11 protein-coding genes are annotated in these 17,790 nt (G+C 67.0%); 6 read left to right on the top strand and 5 right to left on the bottom strand.

The window, feature by feature from the left end:
• Positions 1 to 57 precede the first annotated feature (57 nt).
• Positions 58 to 1,923, bottom strand: a complete 1,866-nt coding sequence (locus tag AC5P57_RS07405; protein ID WP_262234652.1) for an ABC-F family ATP-binding cassette domain-containing protein — start codon at positions 1,921 to 1,923, stop codon at positions 58 to 60.
• Between the two features lie 336 nt (positions 1,924 to 2,259).
• Here AC5P57_RS07405 and AC5P57_RS07400 point away from each other — a divergent pair, with 336 nt between their 5' ends.
• Together AC5P57_RS07400 and ybaL are read left to right on the top strand one after the other, a co-directional pair.
• The gene (locus tag AC5P57_RS07400) at positions 2,260 to 4,647 is read left to right on the top strand and encodes a TonB-dependent receptor plug domain-containing protein (protein ID WP_099551292.1); all 2,388 of its coding nucleotides are present in this window, start codon (positions 2,260 to 2,262) and stop codon (positions 4,645 to 4,647) included.
• Positions 4,648 to 4,885: 238 nt separating this feature from the next.
• Positions 4,886 to 6,583, top strand: a complete 1,698-nt coding sequence (gene ybaL, locus AC5P57_RS07395; RefSeq protein ID WP_262234650.1) for a YbaL family putative K(+) efflux transporter — start codon at positions 4,886 to 4,888, stop codon at positions 6,581 to 6,583.
• 342 nt (positions 6,584 to 6,925) lie between these two features.
• On the opposite strand, the gene AC5P57_RS07390 is transcribed toward ybaL, so the two are convergent.
• Positions 6,926 to 8,212, bottom strand: coding sequence for an O-acetylhomoserine aminocarboxypropyltransferase/cysteine synthase family protein (locus tag AC5P57_RS07390; protein WP_099551290.1), 1,287 nt, complete (start codon positions 8,210 to 8,212; stop codon positions 6,926 to 6,928).
• A gap of 182 nt (positions 8,213 to 8,394) precedes the next feature.
• On the opposite strand from AC5P57_RS07390, the gene AC5P57_RS07385 reads away from it, so the two are divergent.
• The 3 genes from AC5P57_RS07385 to AC5P57_RS07375 all read left to right on the top strand — a co-directional run bounded on the left by AC5P57_RS07385 (position 8,395) and on the right by AC5P57_RS07375 (position 11,359).
• A complete protein-coding gene (locus AC5P57_RS07385) occupies positions 8,395 to 9,132 on the top strand; it encodes a winged helix-turn-helix domain-containing protein (protein WP_099551289.1) in 738 nt (245 codons plus the stop codon).
• Positions 9,129 to 10,418, top strand: coding sequence for an ATP-binding protein (locus AC5P57_RS07380; protein ID WP_099551288.1), 1,290 nt, complete (start codon positions 9,129 to 9,131; stop codon positions 10,416 to 10,418). The genes AC5P57_RS07385 and AC5P57_RS07380 overlap by 4 nt, the downstream gene beginning before the upstream one ends.
• Positions 10,419 to 10,558: 140 nt before the next feature.
• Complete coding sequence (locus AC5P57_RS07375) at positions 10,559 to 11,359, top strand: MipA/OmpV family protein (RefSeq protein ID WP_262234647.1); 801 nt, start codon at positions 10,559 to 10,561, stop codon at positions 11,357 to 11,359.
• Positions 11,360 to 11,430: 71 nt separating this feature from the next.
• Here AC5P57_RS07375 and clpB read toward each other — a convergent pair whose 3' ends face one another.
• Both clpB and AC5P57_RS07365 read right to left on the bottom strand, forming a co-directional pair.
• Positions 11,431 to 14,016: an ATP-dependent chaperone ClpB gene (gene clpB, locus AC5P57_RS07370; RefSeq protein ID WP_262234646.1), complete on the bottom strand. Its 2,586-nt coding sequence runs from the start codon at positions 14,014 to 14,016 to the stop codon at positions 11,431 to 11,433.
• 181 nt (positions 14,017 to 14,197) lie between these two features.
• Positions 14,198 to 15,019 (bottom strand): DUF3014 domain-containing protein, encoded by an 822-nt coding sequence (locus AC5P57_RS07365; protein WP_262234645.1) that lies wholly within the window; start codon positions 15,017 to 15,019, stop codon positions 14,198 to 14,200.
• A 170-nt stretch (positions 15,020 to 15,189) separates the two neighbouring features.
• Between AC5P57_RS07365 and AC5P57_RS07360 the strand changes: the two genes are divergently transcribed.
• On the top strand, positions 15,190 to 15,900 hold the full coding sequence (locus AC5P57_RS07360) for a glutathione S-transferase (protein WP_262234643.1): 711 nt from the start codon (positions 15,190 to 15,192) through the stop codon (positions 15,898 to 15,900).
• A 79-nt stretch (positions 15,901 to 15,979) separates the two neighbouring features.
• Here AC5P57_RS07360 and AC5P57_RS07355 read toward each other — a convergent pair whose 3' ends face one another.
• Positions 15,980 to 17,584: a SulP family inorganic anion transporter gene (locus AC5P57_RS07355; RefSeq protein ID WP_262234642.1), complete on the bottom strand. Its 1,605-nt coding sequence runs from the start codon at positions 17,582 to 17,584 to the stop codon at positions 15,980 to 15,982.
• Positions 17,585 to 17,790 lie beyond the last annotated feature (206 nt).

Genomic DNA, 17,790 nt, shown 5'->3' with positions numbered 1-17,790 from the left:
ATTAAGTCGTTTATGGCACAAACGACTTAATCCCCTCCGTCCCCTTTTTTTGCGTGATCAGGACTCCAGCAGTTCCATCCACGCCGCTTCGGCCTTCTCCAGCTCCGCAGCGGCGGTTTCGCGGTCACGGCCGATCACCGCCATGCGGGTGGCGTCGGCGTAGTTGGCCGGGTCGGCCAGCTGGCGGTCCAGTTCGGCCAGTGCGCCTTCCAGCTCGGCCACCTTGGCTTCGGCGGCGGCCAGCTTGTGCGGGTTCACCGGCTTCTTCTGCACCACCTGCGCCACCGGCGCGGTCTTGACCACCACCGGCTCTTCCACCTGTTCCATGCGCGCCTTGGTGCCCTGCGCCTGCGGGCGGGTGCGCAGCCACGCGGCGTAGGCATCCAGGTCGCCGTCGAACGGCTCGACCACGCCATCGGCCACACGCCAGTAGGTATCACAGACCAGGCCGATCAGATGGCGGTCATGCGAGACCATCACGATCGCGCCCTCGAAGGTGGACAGTGCTTCGGCCAGCGCTTCGCGCATTTCCAGGTCAAGGTGGTTGGTCGGTTCGTCCAGCAGCAGCACGTTCGGCTGCTGCCAGGCGATCAGTGCCAGCGCCAGGCGCGCGCGCTCGCCACCGGAGAAGCCATCGACCGGCTCGAACGCGCGGTCACCCGGGAAATTCCACTTGCCGAGGAAGTCGCGGAACGACTGGTTCGGCGCATCCGGGGCGATCTCGCGGAAGTGTTCCATCGGCGACTGGCCTTCGTGAAGCGACTCCACCGTGTGCTGGGCGAAGTAGCCGATCTTCAGGTCCGGGTGCGCCATGCGCTCGCCGGCGATCGGCGCCAGCTCGCCCACCAGGGTCTTCACCAAGGTGGTCTTACCGGCACCGTTCGGGCCGAGCAGGCCGATACGCTGGCCCGCTTCCAGGCCGAAGCCGACGTTGTGCAGGATCACCGCGTCCTTGCCGTAGCCAGCCTCGACGTGATTCAGGCGGATCAGCGAGAACGGCAGCTTGGCCGGCGGCGCGAACTCAACGCGGAACTCGCGCTCGGCGCGCACCGCTTCAGTTCCCGTCAGCTTGGCCAGCCGCTTCATGCGGCTCTGCGCCTGCGCAGCCTTGCTGGCCAGCGCCTTGAAGCGGTCGATGAAGCTCTGCAGGTGGGCGCGCTCGGCCTGCTCCTTCTCGTGCGCGATCTGCTGCTGGCGCAGCTGCTCGGCGCGCTGGCGCTCGAAATCGGTGTAACCGCCCGGATAGAGCTTGGCGCCGCCACCATGCAGGTGCAGGGTGTGGGTGGCCACGTTGTCCAGGAACTCGCGGTCATGCGAGATCAACAGCAGGGTGCCCGGGTACTTCAGCAGCCACTGTTCCAGCCAGTACACGGCGTCCAGATCGAGGTGGTTGGTCGGTTCGTCGAGCAGCAGCAGGTCGCTGGGCATCATCAGCGCGCGCGCCAGGTTCAGGCGCACGCGCCAGCCACCGGAGAAGGAGGACACCGCGCGGTGGTGGGTATCGGCGGGGAAGCCGAGGCCGTGCAGCAGCTTGCCGGCGCGCGCTTCGGCGTCGTAGGCATTGAGCTCGGCCATCTTCGTGTGCGCTTCGGCCACCGCCTCCCAGTCTTCGCGGGCGGTCGCGTCGGCCTCGGCGGCCAGCACCGCGGCCACTTCGATGTCACCGCCGAGCACGAAGCTCAGTGCCGGGTCCGGCAGCGACGGGGTTTCCTGGGCAACGCTGGCGATGCGCACCTTGCCGGGCAGATCGACATCGCCCTTGTCCGCCTCCAGCTCGCCCTTCACCGCCGCGAACAGGCTGGACTTGCCAGCACCATTGCGGCCGACCACACCCACCCGGTAACCGGCGTGCAGGGTCAGGTCGACATTGGACAACAGCAGCCGCTCGCCGCGGCGCAAGGCGAAATTACGAAGGGAGATCATCGGGGGAAGGGTCCATATAACCGAATGGAATGTGCTGGTGAGCACTGTTCCTGCGACGCAATTCTAGCGTTAACGAATACTTGACGCGCCCCGGGATGCGCGGCGGCAGGCAAACTCTCTCCCTCGTCGGCCCCGCGCAGCCCCCGGGCCCCACCTCCCGCCGCTGCCCCCTGCCGCTAAATGGTTGCTACTGCAACGTTTTTTCCTGTTGCAACCATTTGACAGGCACTGAATATCCCGTTAATTCCTGCTTTGCGCACCGCAACAACCGCCGTCCGCCTCACGTCCGTGATGTCGATTCCGGTGCCGCCCCCCGCCAACCGGAGCCCCATCCCGATGACCCGCAAGACCAGCCTGATCGCCGCCGCCGTCGCTGTCGCACTCGGTGGCTCTCCGTTCGTTGCCGCTGCCCAGCAGGCCGGTACCGCCGCCAACACCCTGGACACGGTGATCGTCACCGGCACCCGCGTGGCCGACCGCACGGTCGCCGAATCGCAGTCGCCGATCGACATCATCACCCCCGAAGCCCTGCAGTCCACCGGCACCAGCGAACTGGCCACGGCGCTGTCGCGCGCCCTGCCCTCGCTGAACTTCCCGCGCCCGGCCCTGACCGACGGCACCAGCGGCGTGCGCCCGGCACAGCTGCGCGGCCTGTCGCCGGACCAGGTGCTGGTGCTGGTCAACGGCAAGCGCCGCCATACCTCGGCGATGATCAACGTCAACGGCAGCATCGGCCGTGGCTCGTCGGCGGTGGACATCAACGCCATCCCGATCGCCGCCATCGAGCGCGTGGAAGTGCTGCGCGACGGCGCGTCGGCGCAATACGGCTCGGATGCCATCGCCGGCGTCATCAACATCGTGCTCAAGGGCAGCGGCAGTGGTGGCAGCCTGGCGGTGGACTACGGCCAGTACTCGGCCGGTGACGGCAACAAGTACCAGCTTTCCGGCGATACCGGCGTCGAGTTCGGCAACGGCCGCGGCCGCGTGCACGTGGCTGGCCAGATCAGCCAGCAGGATGAGAGCAACCGCGCCGGTCCTTACCGTGGCACCACGCCGAACACCGGCAACTACCCCAGCGTCGGCCAGACCACCTTCATCGTCGGCGACCCGCGTGTGGACGCTACCGCCGCTTCGGTCAACGCCAGCTTCGACTTCAGCGACCACGTGACCGGCTACGCCAGCGCGCTGCTGAGCAACCGCGACATCACCTCGTTCGCGTTCTACCGCTCGCGCAACCATCTGAACCAGACCGCGCTGCTGGCGCAGACCTACCCCGATGGCTTCGTGCCGGAGATCAACCAGTACTCCAAGGACCGCTCGCTGGTGGCCGGGGTCAAGGGCAACACCGACAACGGCTGGACCTGGGACCTGAGCCTGAACCACGGCGAGAACACCCTGGACTTCCACACCCGCAACAGCATCAACTACAGCCTGGGTGCGACCAGCCCGCGCTCGTTCTACGACGGCACACTGAAGTACCAGCAGGACATCTTCAACGCTGACCTGACCAAGTCGCTGGACTGGGGCCTGGCCTACCCGGTCACGCTGTCCTTCGGCGGTGAGTACCGCAAGGAGAAGTGGGACCAGAAGCCGGGCGAGCTGAACTCGTACACCGGCAGCGGCGCACAGGGCTTCGGCGGCTTCACCCCGACCAATGAGGTGCATGCCGACCGCCACAACTACGCCGTCTACGCCGGCCTGGAAGCGGATCTGACCGAGAAATTCTCGGCCGGCATCACCGGCCGCTACGAGGACTACTCGGACTTCGGCGACCGCTTCTCCGGCAAGCTGTCGGCGCGCTATGCGTTCACCGACAAGGTCGCGCTGCGGGCAACCGCCTCCAGCGGCTTCCGTGCGCCGTCGCTGGCGCAGCAGGGCTACCAGGCCGTCACCAGCCAGTTCACCAACGGCGTGTTCGTTGAACGCGGCACCTTCCCGACTACCAGCGCAGCCGCACAGGCGCTGGGCGCTTCGCCGCTGAAGGCCGAGACGTCCACTTCCTACAGCCTGGGCCTGGTGCTGCAGCCGGTGGATCGCCTGTACATCACCGTCGATGCCTACCAGATCGACATCGACAACCGCATCGCGCTGTCGTCCAGCATCACCACCAACGCCGCCAGCGGCGCGCTGCTGTCCAGCCTCGGCCTGCCGCAGGTGACCGCGTTCTCGTACTTCACCAACGGCCTGGATACGCGCACCCGCGGCGTTGACTTCGTGTCCAGCTACACCGTGCCGTTCACGGCCAGCAGCCTGGAACTGACCGCGGCCTACAGCTACAACGACACCGAAGTGCGCCGCGTCGGTGGCACCCCGGCGGTGTTCGGCACGCTGGGCCTGACCCAGTCGCTGATCGGCCGCGACGAGATCGGGCGCATCGAGGACAGCTACCCGCGCGACAAGGCGATCCTGAGCGGCACCTGGCGTTCGGATCATTGGGAACTGGGGCTGGCGGCAACCCGTTACGGCAAGTTCACCGTGCGCAACTCGGCCACCGCGCTGCGTGACCAGACCTACGGCGATGCCTGGGTGGTGGATGCCTCGGCCAGCTACAAGCCGAGCAGCAACTGGACCCTGACCGTGGGCGCCGACAATCTGCTGGACAAGTACCCGGACCGCACCGAAGACCTGCAGAACTCCACGTTCGGCATGCTGCCGTACAGCAACTACTCGCCGTTCGGCTTCAACGGCGCGTATGTGTACGGGCGGGTCAAGTACACCTGGTAAGCGGTATCGGTAGCGCCGGGCCATGCCCGGCGCAGCTCTGGTAGTGCCGGCCGCTGGCCGGCAACCCCTCGCCGCATCTGGAGGAGAGCCCCTTCTTGTTGAAGGCGCGCGCCGAAGGCGGGGGTAGAGGAGAAATGCGTGGGCAAACCCGCCGGCCACGACACGTGGCCGGCGGGTTTGCCGTATCTGGCCTCATCGGTGAAAATCGGGGCATCCCCCCGATTGCCTGCGAGTGCCGATGCACCATGACACCGACCTGATCAACATCGTGGCCGTTGGCCTGGGGCTCGCCTTCATCTTCGGCGCGCTGGCCAACAAGCTCCGCTTGTCTCCCCTGGTCGGTTACCTGGTTGCTGGCATCTGCGTCGGTCCGTTCACCCCCGGCTTCGTCGCCGACCAGGCGCTGGCCAACCAGCTGGCCGAGCTGGGCGTGATGCTGCTGATGTTCGGCGTCGGCCTGCACTTCTCACTGAAGGACCTGATGGCGGTCAAGGCCATCGCAATCCCCGGTGCCATCGGCCAGATCGCGGTGGCCACCCTGCTCGGCTGGGGCGTGGCCTCGCTGATGGGCTGGCCCGCCTTGCACGGGGTCATCTTCGGTTTCTCGCTGGCTACGGCCAGTACCGTGGTGCTGCTGCGGGCGATGGAGGAACGCCGCCTGCTGGAGACGATGCGCGGCAAGATCGCGGTCGGCTGGCTGATCGTCGAAGACCTGGCCTGTGTGCTGGCGCTGGTGATGATGCCGGTGATGGCCGGCGTGTTCGGCCCCGACGCGGCCAAGGAATCGCACTCGCTGGGCAGCGTGCTGGCCGACATCGGCTGGACGTTCGTGCAGCTGGGCCTGTTCGTGGCGGTGATGCTGGTGGTCGGCCGCCGGGTCATCCCGTGGATCCTGGAGCGTATCGCCGGCACCGGTTCGCGCGAACTGTTCACCCTCTCGGTGCTGGCGATCGCGCTGGGCGTGGCGTTCGGCTCGGCCATGTTGTTCGGCGTCTCGTTCGCACTGGGCGCGTTCTTCGCCGGCATGCTGCTCAACGAATCGGAGCTGAGCCACAAGGCCGCGCATGATTCGCTGCCGCTGCGTGATGCGTTCGCAGTGCTGTTCTTCGTCTCGGTCGGCATGCTGTTCGACCCCAACATCCTCGTCCAGCATCCCTGGCAGGTGCTGGCCACCGTGCTGATCATCATGTTCGGCAAGTCGGCCGCTGCGTTCTTCATCGTCCGTGCGTTCGGCCACCCGACCAGCACCGCATTGACCATCTCGGCCAGCCTGGCGCAGATCGGCGAGTTCGCCTTCATCATCGCCGGCCTCGGCGTGGCGCTGCAGATCCTGCCGAAGGAAGGCCAGTCACTGGTGCTGGCCGGTGCGCTGGTGTCGATCATGCTCAACCCACTGGTGTTCGGCCTGCTCGATCGTTGGCAGGCCAAGCAGGAACAGCAGCCGCAACCGGCCGAGCCGGAAGAGGCCATCGGCCCCTCGCGCGACCTGCGTGACCACGCCATCGTGATCGGCTACGGCCGGGTCGGCAGCGAACTGGCGCAGGTGTTGCGTGATCGCGGCGTGCCGGTGCTGGTGATCGATGACAACAAGGACCACGTGGAGCGTGCGCATGCCAATGGCATTGCGGCGATCCGAGGCAGTGCCGCCGCCGACCGGGTGCTGGCCGAGGCCCATCCGGAACGTGCCAAGATTGCGGTGCTGGCGATTCCGCAGCCGCTGGAAGCCGGTGAGGCGCTGGCCAAGCTGCGGGCGATCAATCCGGACCTGACCCTGCTGGCGCGTGCGCACAGCGATGCGGAAGTGAAGCATCTGCTGGAACACGGCGCCGATGGCACGGTGATGGCCGAACGTGAGCTGGCGTATTCGCTGGCGGAGATGATCATGTCGACGCCGCCGTACCGGGGGTTGGGGCAGCACAGCATTCCGGTGGTGTGAGGGGTGTGCGGGCGGCAGGGCTTGCAGCCCTGCACCTGCAGAATCAACGTCAACGTCAACGTCAACGTCCGAAGCTGGCTGTCCGTGGGATGGCGAGGTGGCGTCCTGCTCTGGTAGGTGTCGACCTTGGTCGACACAGTAGATCCACTCCATGCGTGGATGATGTTCGATGACGTTCATCCACGCATGGCGTGGATCTACTACAAAAAAATCCCCGGTCGACCCGCATCGACCGGGGATCTGGATCGCCACGTTGCCACGCCTTGGAGAGGCAGTTCCACCGTAGCGCATCGCGGCGCCGGTGGTGATCGCCTGTGGCGATGACGACCAAGCGTGTGGCTATCAGGCGCCGGCCAGGGCCTGTTCCAGGTCCGCGCGCAGGTCGCCGATGTGCTCGATGCCGATCGACAGCCGCACGGTGTCTTCGCTGACGCCGGCCCGGGCCAGTTCAGCTGCGTCCAGCTGGCGATGGGTGGTGGACGCCGGATGGGTGGCCAGCGATTTGGCGTCACCCAGGTTCACCAGCCGGGTGAACAGCTTCAACGCATCGAGGAAGCGTGCGCCGGCTTCGCGGCCGCCTGGCAGGCCGAAGGTCAGCACGCCCGAGCCGTGGCCACCGAGGTAGCGCTGGGCGGCAGCATGCTCCGGGTCGTCGGCCAGTCCGGCGTAGCGCACCCATGCCACCTTGTCGTGCGCCTTCAGGTACTGCGCGACGGCCAGTGCATTGGCGTTGATGCGCTCCATGCGCAGGGCCAGGGTCTCGATGCCCTGCAGGATCAGGAAGGCGTTGAACGGCGACAACGCGGCGCCGGTATTGCGCAGCGGCACCACCCGCGCGCGGCCGATGTAGGCCGCCGGTCCCAGTGCGTCGGTATAGACCACGCCGTGGTAGCTGGGATCGGGCTGGTTGAGGCGCGCGAAACGTTTGGGCTGCGCCGCCCAGTCGAAGCGGCCGGAATCGATGATCGCGCCACCAAGACTGGTGCCGTGGCCGCCCAGGTACTTGGTCAGCGAATGCACCACGATGTCGGCGCCGTGCTCGAACGGGCGCAGCAGGAAGGGTGTGGCCACGGTGTTGTCCACGATCAGCGGCACGCCAGCGGCATGTGCGACCTCGGCAATCGCAGCGATGTCGGTGACGTTGCCGCGCGGGTTGCCGATCGATTCGACGAACACGGCCTTGGTGCGCTCGTCGATCAGGTCGGCGAAGGCGGACGGATCGGCGGGATCGGCGAAGCGCGCCTGGATGCCGTACTGCGGCAGCGTGTGCGCCAGCAGGTTGAGGCTGCCGCCATACAGCGCGCTGGAGGCAACGATGTTGTCGCCAGCCTCGGCGATGGTCTGGATGGCATAGGTGATCGCGGCCTGCCCCGAGGCCAGCGCGAGCGCGCCGATGCCACCTTCCAGGGCGGCCAGGCGCTGCTCCAGCACGTCGGTGGTGGGGTTCATGATGCGCGTGTAGATGTTGCCCGGCACCTTCAGGTCGAACAGATCGGCGCCATGCTGGGTGTCATCGAAGGCGTATGCCACCGTCTGGTAGATCGGCACCGCCACCGCGCGGGTGGTCGGATCGGGACGGTAGCCGCCGTGCACGGCCAGGGTTTCCAGTTGCCACTGCGGGTCGCTCATTGCACCAGGCTCCATCCGGGGAAACCGCCACCATAGGCCAGCCGGGGCCGGCCGCTGAAAGCCGCTGGCGATGACGCCAGTACCGCCGGTTATCAGGTTGGCCGCGATTCAGGCAGCCGTCATGGGCCGTTGCTAGGCTTCGCCGCCGGGCGCTCCTGCCCGGGCACGGAAGCCCAACGCGTATGCAGCCATCCCCTTGGACACCCACCGCCAGCGGCACACCGACCCAGGTCCTGCTGGTGGAAGACGACCGTCGCCTGGCCGAGCTGGTCAGCGATTACCTCCACGAACATGGCTTCGCCGTGCAGCACGTCGCGCGTGGCGACCTCGCCGGTGCGGCCTGCCGCCAGCACGCGCCGGAACTGGTGGTGCTGGACCTGATGCTGCCCGGCCTCGGCGGCATCGACGTGTGCCGGCAGATCCGCAGCTTCTCCGATGTACCGATCCTGATGCTGACCGCCTGCGAGGACGACATCGAACAGGTGCTGGGCCTTGAATCGGGCGCCGACGATTACGTGCACAAGCCGATCGAACCGCGACTGCTGCTGGCCCGCCTGCGCGCCCTGCTGCGGCGCCGGCACGGCAGCAGCAACACCGGCACGCCCTGCCGGCTGATGCATGGTGAACTGCTGATCGACCGCATGCAGCGTGAGGTGCACCTGCACGCGCAGCCGGTGGAACTGGGCACCACCGAATTCGAGATCCTGTGGCTGCTGGCCAGCCAGCCGGGGCAGATCCTGTCGCGCGACCAGATCCTGCAGGCGGTGCGCGGCATCGGCTTCGACGGCCTGGACCGCAGCGTCGATGTCAGCATCGGCAAGCTGCGCCGCAAGCTCGGCGACGATGCGCGCGAACCGCGGCGGATCAAGACCGTGTGGGGCCGTGGCTACCAGTTCAACCCGTCGGCCTGGACGGCATGAAGCGGCTGTTCCTGTGGTTGTGGTTCGTTACCGGTGCCTGCTTCCTGATCTCGGTGTTCTTCTTCAACCGCATCCTGGACGGCATCTACACGCCCATGCAGGATCGCGTCTTCGTCCAGCAGGTGCGCGGACAGGTATACGCCCTGCGCAGTGGCCTGGCCGGCCTGGACACCGGGCAGCAGCGTGAGCGCCTGCAGCACTGGCAGCCCCACTACGGCATCGCCCTGACCCTGCTCGACAGTCCTCCCACGCTCGACCCGCAGGAACAGGCGGCCGTGCAGGCCGATGGCTTCATCACGCGCGACCAGTACCAGCAGGTCCTGCTGCCGATCGAGGGCCTCGACGGCCGTTGGCTGCATCTGCGCCTGCCTGGCGCGGTGCAGATGACGACGTACATGACCATCGCCGTCTATCTCAGCATCCTGTTGCTGGTGGGCGCCAGCCTGTATGCCTGGGTGCGCCTGCTCTGGCGCGACCTCGAAGCATTGCGCCTGCACGCCGACCGCATCGGTGCCGGTGATCTGCAGGCGCGCGCACAGGTCTCGCCACGCTCGCAGATCCGGGTCATCGTCGACCATTCCAACCGCATGGCCGCACGCGTGGCCGAACTGGTGCAGCGCCAACGTGACCTGACCCATGCGATCTCGCATGAACTGCGCACGCCGATCGCGCGCGTGGCCTTCGGCCTGGACCTGATGCAGGACAGCGACGATCGCGAACGCCGTGCACGGCTGGCGCAGGGCCTGCACGGCGACCTGGCCGAACTCAACCGGCTGGTCAGCGAACTGCTGGCCTATGAACGCCTGGAGCATCCCAGCGAAGGCGAGCCGATGCAGCGCATCGAAGCCAACGATTGGCTGCAGGCCTGCCTGGCCGATGTGCGCCGTGATGCCGAACGTGCCGGCGTAGTCCTGCGCGTCCAGCCCAGTGCGTTGCCACGTGTGGATGCCGAGCCGCGCCTGCTGCAACTGGCACTGAGCAATCTGGTGGGCAATGCGCTGCGCCACGCGCGTTCGCAGGTGGAAGTCTCGCTGGTCGGTGTCGGCGGCCGCGCCTGCCTGCGCGTGGATGACGACGGCCCCGGCATCGCCGAAGCCGATCGCGAGAAGGTGATGCGCCCGTTCACCCGCCTGGACGACAGCCGCAGCCGCGACACCGGCGGCTTCGGACTGGGCCTGGCCATCGTCAGCCGCATCGCCGCCCGCCACAATGGCGAACTTCGCATCAGCTGCGCCACGCTGGGCGGCGCGCGCCTGGAAATGCACTGGCCGCTGGCTGCCAGCTGAACGCCCAAGGGCGCCATTACAGTTGATTACAACTCCCGCACAACTGCGGAGGGATCGGTCGCCGGCATATCGCCACGCTGGCAACCCTGCAGCACTCGCCGGATGCGCGTGCTGCTTTCCTCCCATTGTCGAGAGATTCCATGTCCCAGCTTCGCCGTACCCCGTCCCTGCTCTGCCTGGCCCTGCTGCCGCTGTTTGCCGCGCCGATCGCCCACGCCAAGGATGACCACTGGACTTTCGAAGTCGCCGCCGGTGCCGGTGCGACCCCACGCTACAGCGGCAGCAAGGAGTACCAGGCGTCGCCCATGCTGTCCTTCGATGCCATGTCACCCGGTGGCTGGTTCCTGGGCACCAGTGGCATCGGCTGGGGCACGGGCATCGGCCAACATACGCACGTGCGCGCCTACATCGGTGCCAGCGGCAGCCGCCGGGACAAGGACTCGGCCCTCGGTGGCTCGGACTTCCTGCGCGGCATGGGTGATATCCGTACCCGTCCCCTGGTCGGCCTCTCCGCTGGTTATACGCTGGGCGAGGCCGTGCTGAGCGGTTCCTGGCAGTTCACCCGCAAGGACGAGGACAAGGCCGAGAACGGCCTGTCCACCCAGCAGATCCACCTGAACCTGAGCATGCCGCTGTTCGACCTGGCCGGTGGCGTAGTCAGCGGCAGTGTTTCCACCGACTACGGCAACCGCGGTTACATGCAGACCTGGTACGGCGTCAGCCCGGAACAGGCGGCGCGCACCGGCTTTGCCCAGCACAAGCCGAAGGCTGGCCTGGTCAGCGCCGGTCTCGGCCTGAAGTGGAGCCACCGCGTGGGCCGCAATGGCAACTGGTACATCTCGGCCGAAGGCACGCGCCTGCTCGGCGATGCGGCCGACAGCCCGATCGTGCAGAAACCCAACCAGTTCGGGTTGATGAGCGGGTACACGCACCGCTTCTGAGAAGTCGCCGGGCATGGCCCGGCGCTGACGGAGGAAACGGGGCGCTGCGGTCAGGCAGCGCCCCGTGTGAATCACGCCTTGGCGAATACCAGATGGCCGCCGTCGTTGCCGACTTCGATGGTGTCGCCGTTGACGAAGGCGCCGGACAGGATCTTCTGCGCCAGCGGATTTTCCAGCTGTGCCTGGATCGCACGCTTCAACGGACGCGCGCCATACACCGGATCGAAACCGACATTGCCAAGCAGGTCGAACGCTGCATCGGACACCAGCAGCTTCAAGCCACGTTCGGCCAGGCGCTTTTCCAGGCCGCGCATCTGGATGCGCGCGATCTGCTTGATCTGCTGCTTGTCCAGCGGATGGAACACCACGATGTCGTCCAGGCGGTTGATGAACTCCGGGCGGAAGTGCGCCTGCACCACGCCCATCACCGCCGCCTTCATCTGCGTGTAGGCCTCCGGGCTGTCGTCGGCGCTCATGTCCTGGATCTGGTGCGAGCCCAGGTTCGAGGTCATCACGATGACGGTGTTGCGGAAGTCCACGGTACGGCCCTGGCCATCGGTCAGGCGGCCATCGTCCAGCACCTGCAGCAGAATGTTGAACACATCCGGATGCGCCTTCTCTACCTCGTCGAGCAGGATCAGCGAATACGGGCGACGACGCACCGCCTCGGTCAGGTAGCCACCTTCCTCGTAGCCAACGTAGCCCGGGGGCGCACCGATCAGGCGGGCGACGCTGTGCTTCTCCATGAACTCGCTCATGTCGATGCGGATCATCGCGTCGGCACTGTCGAACAGGAATTCGGCCAGCGACTTGCACAGCTCGGTCTTGCCCACGCCGGTCGGGCCGAGGAACAGGAACGAGCCGGCCGGACGGTTCGGATCAGACAGGCCCGCACGCGAGCGGCGCACCGCATCGGAGACAACCTTGATCGCTTCTTCCTGGCCGACCACGCGGTTGTGCAGCACCTCTTCCATGCGCAGCAGCTTGTCGCGCTCGCCTTCGAGCATCTTGTTGACCGGAATGCCAGTCCAGCGCGAGACGACCTCGGCGATCTCCTCGTCGGTGACCCGGTCCTGCACCAGCTTGAAGTCCTTGTGCTCGGCTTCCTGCGCGGCGGTCAGCTGCTTTTCCAGCTGCGGCAACAGGCCGTACTGGATCTCGCTCATGCGCGCGAAATCCTGGCGGCGCTGCGCGGCTTCCAGTTCCAGCTTGGCCTGCTCGACCTGCTCCTTGATCTTCGTCGCGCCCTGCAGCGCGGCCTTCTCCGACTTCCAGATCTCATTGAGGTCGGAGAACTCGCGCTCCAGCGCATCGATGTCGTTCTCCAGGTCGGCCAGACGCTGCCGCGAGGCTTCGTCCTTTTCCTTCTTCAGCATCTCGCGCTGGATCTTCAGCTGGATCACCCGACGCTCCAGGCGATCCAGTTCCTCCGGCTTGGAGTCGATCTCCATGCGCAGGCGCGAGGCCGCCTCGTCCATCAGATCGATGGCCTTGTCCGGCAGCTGGCGGTCGGTGATGTAGCGATTGGACAGCGTGGCCGCCGCCACGATGGCCGGGTCGGTGATCTCCACGCCGTGGTGCACGGCGTACTTCTCCTTCAGCCCGCGCAGGATCGCGATGGTGTCCTCCACCGACGGTTCGCCCACGAACACCTTCTGGAAGCGGCGCTCCAGCGCAGCATCCTTTTCGATGTACTTGCGGTACTCATCCAGCGTGGTGGCGCCCACGCAATGCAGCTCGCCACGTGCCAGCGCCGGCTTGAGCATGTTGCCGGCATCCATCGCGCCGTCGGCCTTGCCTGCACCGACCATGGTGTGCAGCTCGTCGATGAACAGGATGATCTGCCCTTCGCTCTTGGCCAGGTCGTTGAGCACGCCCTTCAGGCGCTCCTCGAATTCACCGCGGAACTTGGCGCCGGCAATCAGCGCGCCCATGTCCAGCGACAGCACGCGCTTGCCACGCAGGCCCTCGGGCACTTCGTCGTTGATGATGCGCTGGGCCAACCCTTCCACGATCGCGGTCTTGCCCACGCCGGGTTCGCCGATCAGCACCGGGTTGTTCTTGGTCCGGCGCTGCAGCACCTGGATGGTGCGGCGGATTTCCTCGTCACGGCCGATCACCGGATCGAGCTTGCCGCTCTCGGCACGCGCGGTCAGGTCGATGGTGTATTTCTCCAGCGCCTGCCGCTGTTCCTCGGCATTCTCCGACTGTACGTTCTCGCCGCCACGCAGCTTGTCGATCGCAGCCTGCAGGCGGGTCTTGTCGGCACCGGCGGCGCGCAGCGCCATGCCCAGCGTGCCGCTGTCCTCCAGCGCCGCGAGCACGAACCACTCGCTGGCAATGAAGGCATCGCCGTTCTGCTGGGCCAGCTTGTCGGTCTGGTTCAGCAGGCGCCCCAGGTCATTGCCCATCGAGACGTTGCCGGCCTGACCGGACACCTTGGGCAGCGCATCCAGCGCTTCGGTCAGGCGTTCGCGCAGTACCGGCACGTTCACGCCGGCCTGGGCCAGCAGCGGACGCGTGCTGCCGCCCTGCTGGTCCAGCAGCGCGCTGAACAGGTGAACCGGTTCGATGATGCTGTTGTCGCGGCCCACGGCCAGCGACTGTGCGTCTGCCAGCGCCTGCTGGAAACGCGAGGTGAGCTTGTCCATCCGCATTGCGAATCCTCATCGGTCATCAGGGCCGGCCCGCGCCGGCGATGCTGGAAAGATGCGGTTGCCCCACCCCGTTTCAAGGGTGACTGCGACTGCACCCCGAGGCCAGTCAGCCTGCGGCCAGCATGCCGGAGCGGGTGTGGTCGGCGCGTTGATCCGGATCAGTCATGCGCGGTGGGCGGGTTCAGCGGCTGATCGCGGTACGGAAAGCGCGCAGCTGCTGCTTGACCGCCCGCGCCTGGGCTGCGTCCATCCGTAGCAGGACCTTCTGGCCGATGGACCGCGATTGCAGGGTCGAATCGACGAAGCGGTAGCGGCCGCGCTCATCGCGTTCCACCAGCGGCGCCTGGGCCAGTTCCGGGGTCTCCAGCAGGTGATCGATCACCGCGACCAGGCGATCATTGAAATATCCGTCGGGTCGGCCCAGGTCCACATAGGCCTGCTGGATCAGCGGATAGAAGCGCTTGTAGGCAGTGGCCGTCGTCGCCGGGTCCAGCGCGGTGAAGGCCTGCACATAGGGCGCATAGCGCGCGGCGTTGCTGGCGGCGATGCGTTCGCCACCCTCGCCGGGCTCGACCTGCAGGCTGCCCGGCAGCGGCCTCGCGGCCAGTGCGGTGGGTGGCACGCTGGGCTTGTCCAGGTTGTCGACCTGGGTGACCAGGCGCTGGATCAGGTGATCTCGCAGCAGCAGGGTCAGCGGGCCCTCGCCCTGGAACAGCTGGCTCAATGCACCCCAGGCCGCGCTATCGCTGTCGGCCAGTTTCGGCAGCGCGGGATCGGCGGCGGCCTCGGTATCCAGCGGATGCCTGATCGGCGGCGGTGCTGGCGCGGGTTCTGCGGCCGCCTGCGGTTGTGGCGGTGCGCTGGTACTGGCAGGGCTTGATTGCACCGGCACCGAAACACCGTCTGCCAGGCTCTTCAGCTGATCGCGGAACAGCCAACCGCCCGCACCACCGATGACTACCACTCCCAACACCCAGGGCCATACCGCCTTTCCACTCTGCATGATGCAGCACCTCGTTTCACACGCATGGAGAAGGTGTGACCCCACCGATTGCAGCCGGTTCCCCGCCTGTTCCGCTGCCGTTCGGGTTGAGCCCTGCAGCAAGGCCGCGCTCACGCCTGCTTTGCATGCTCCGCGCGACGCTGTGGGTATTGTCCTGTGGAGGCACTGCCATGCAGTACGCGCTGTACTACTGGACCGGCATCCAGGGCCGTGGCGAGTTCGTGCGGCTGGCGCTGGAAGATGCCGGCGCCGACTACATTGACATGGCACGGGTGCACGGCGATGCGGTGATGCAGCCGTTCCTGGATGGCAGCAGTGAAGGTGCGCAGCCCTTCGCGCCGCCGTTCCTGAAGGCCGGCCGCCAGGTCATCGCGCAGGTGGCGGCGATCCTGGATTTCCTCGGCCCGACGCTGGACCTGGTGCCGCAGGCGGCGTCGCGGCGGATGCAGGCGCTGCAACTGCAGCTGACCATCGCCGACCTGGTGGCCGAGGTGCATGACACCCATCATCCGATTGCCGCATCGAAGTACTACGAAGAGCAGAAGACCGAAGCCAAGGCACGAGCCGCGTCACTGCGCAGCGAGCGCCTGCCCAAGTTCCTCGGCTACTTCGAGCAGGTGCTGGCCGCCAACGGTGGCCGCCATGCACTGCGCGAGCATTCGTATGTGGATCTGTCGCTGTTCCAGCTGCTGAGCGGGCTGGACTACATGTTCCCGCGCCGCATGCAGGCACTGGCACCGACCCTGCCCCTGCTGCGCGCGCTGCAGGAGCGGGTGGCGAAGCGGCCGAACATCACCGCCTACCTGGCCTCGGAACGGCGGTTGCCGTTCAACCCCCATGGCATCTTCCGCCACTACCCGGAACTGGATGGAGAGCGGTAGTGCCGGCCGCTGACCGGCAACCACACGATACGTCTACAGCCCACCGCGTTGCCGGCCAGCGGCCGGCACCACCGTGGGGTCAGCTGTTTTCACCCAGCGGCTGCACCGGCTGCTTCTGCAGCGAAAGCAACCCCAGCAGCAACGCCAATGCCACGTAGGCCCCCGCGAACTGCCAGCTGATAGTGCGCGCCAGCCCTTCCAGGTCCCACGGCAGGTAGATGCCGCCGCGCGGGTCCACCGAGTGGATCAGGCCGAACAGGGTCAGCACCGCCGCCACCAGCAGGAAACCGCAGGCGCGGCGCAGGCGCCCATCGACCATTGCCGCCACCGCCGAGATCCACAGCATCGAGGTGATGATGAAGCCATTGCCGAGGGTGAAGATCACCGCCAGCTCCGGCAGGCCATGCCCGTCGAGCTTGGTCAGCAGCTGCGGCAGCTGGTCCGGCGCGATCCAGCCCGGCGCCTTGATCGCCAGCAGATAGGCCACCGACGGCAGGAAACCGAACACCATCGCGCCGGTATGGTGCCGCGGCGTGGCCTGGAAGGCCTGGGTGGTGATGTCGATGGCCACGTACACGATGATCGGCGCCAGTACCGCCAGCGGCAGCCACTGCACCAGCCCGGAGATGATGCCGAGCATGCCGCCGATGCCAACGAACAGGCCGGTCAGCAGCGTATAGCCGCTGCGTGCGCCCATGTGCTTGTACGCGGGCTGGCCGATGTACGGCGTGGTCTGCGCAACACCGCCACAGACACCGGCCACCAGCGTCGCCACCGCTTCCACCAGCAGGATGTCACGGGTACGGTAGTCATCACCGGCCGCACGTGCGCTTTCAGAGACGTTGATGCCACCGACAACCATCAGCAGGCCGAACGGAAGCAGCAGCGGCAGGTAGGTCATCGCCGTGGGCAGGCCATCAAGGAAGCCCAGTGTCGGCAGCGGCAGCACCACCTGCGGCGGCACCCACTCCGGCACGTGGAAGCCCGGCGCGCCCAACCCGGCCAGGCCGAGGCCGTAATACAGCACGGTACCGAACACGAACGCCAGCAGCACGCCCGGGCCTCGCACCGGCAGCTTGCCCTTGGCGATCAGCACGTACAGCAGCAGGCCCAGCGTGGTGAAGCCGACCAGCGGCGAACGCAGCGTTTCCAGCAACGGCAACAGGCCCATCAGCACCAGCGCGATGCCGGCAATGGAGCCCAGCAGCGCCGCACGCGGCAGCGCGCGGGTGACCGCTTCGCCGAAGAACGACAGCACGAACTTGAGCACGCCCATGATGACCAGCGCGGCCATGCCCAGCTGCCAGGTGGCGATGCCCGCAGCGTGTGGGTCCATGCCCTGCTGCTTGAAGGCGATGAAGGCCGGGCCGAGCACCAGCAGCGCCATGCCGATGCTGGTCGGTGCATCCAGGCCAAGCGGCATGGCGGTGACATCGTCGCGGCCGGTACGCGCGGCCAGCCGGCGCGCCATCAGGGTGTACAGCAGGTTGCCGACCAGCACGCCGAAGGCGGTGCCGGGGAACATGCGGCCGAACACTACATCGGCCGGGAACTGGAAGATGCCGACCAGGGCCATGGCGATGAAGCCGAGGATGGAGAGGTTGTCGACGACCAGGCCGAAGAAGCCGTTGAAGTCACCGGCGACGAACCAGCGACGCGGTGCGGCGGAAGCGGGAGCGGACATGGAAGGGGTGGTGGGGGTGGGGACCGCCGATGGTAGGCCCAGCGGGGCCCGGGCGCCAATTCCGCGGTGGAATGATGGGTTCCAGCCAACGGCGGGGCCCCTCGTGGCTGGGCGCAAATCGCAAATTCCTGGGCTGGCCCGGGCGGGTGGGCGTCGCAGGGGACGCCGTGAACCCATCCCTGGGGGCTTGGCCGCGGCATCCATGC

The organism is Stenotrophomonas sp. YJH_SMC_79 (assembly GCF_059367995.1).
The sequence above is the reverse complement of the archived record's forward strand: the minus strand, read 5'-3'. Positions and strand labels throughout refer to the sequence as shown.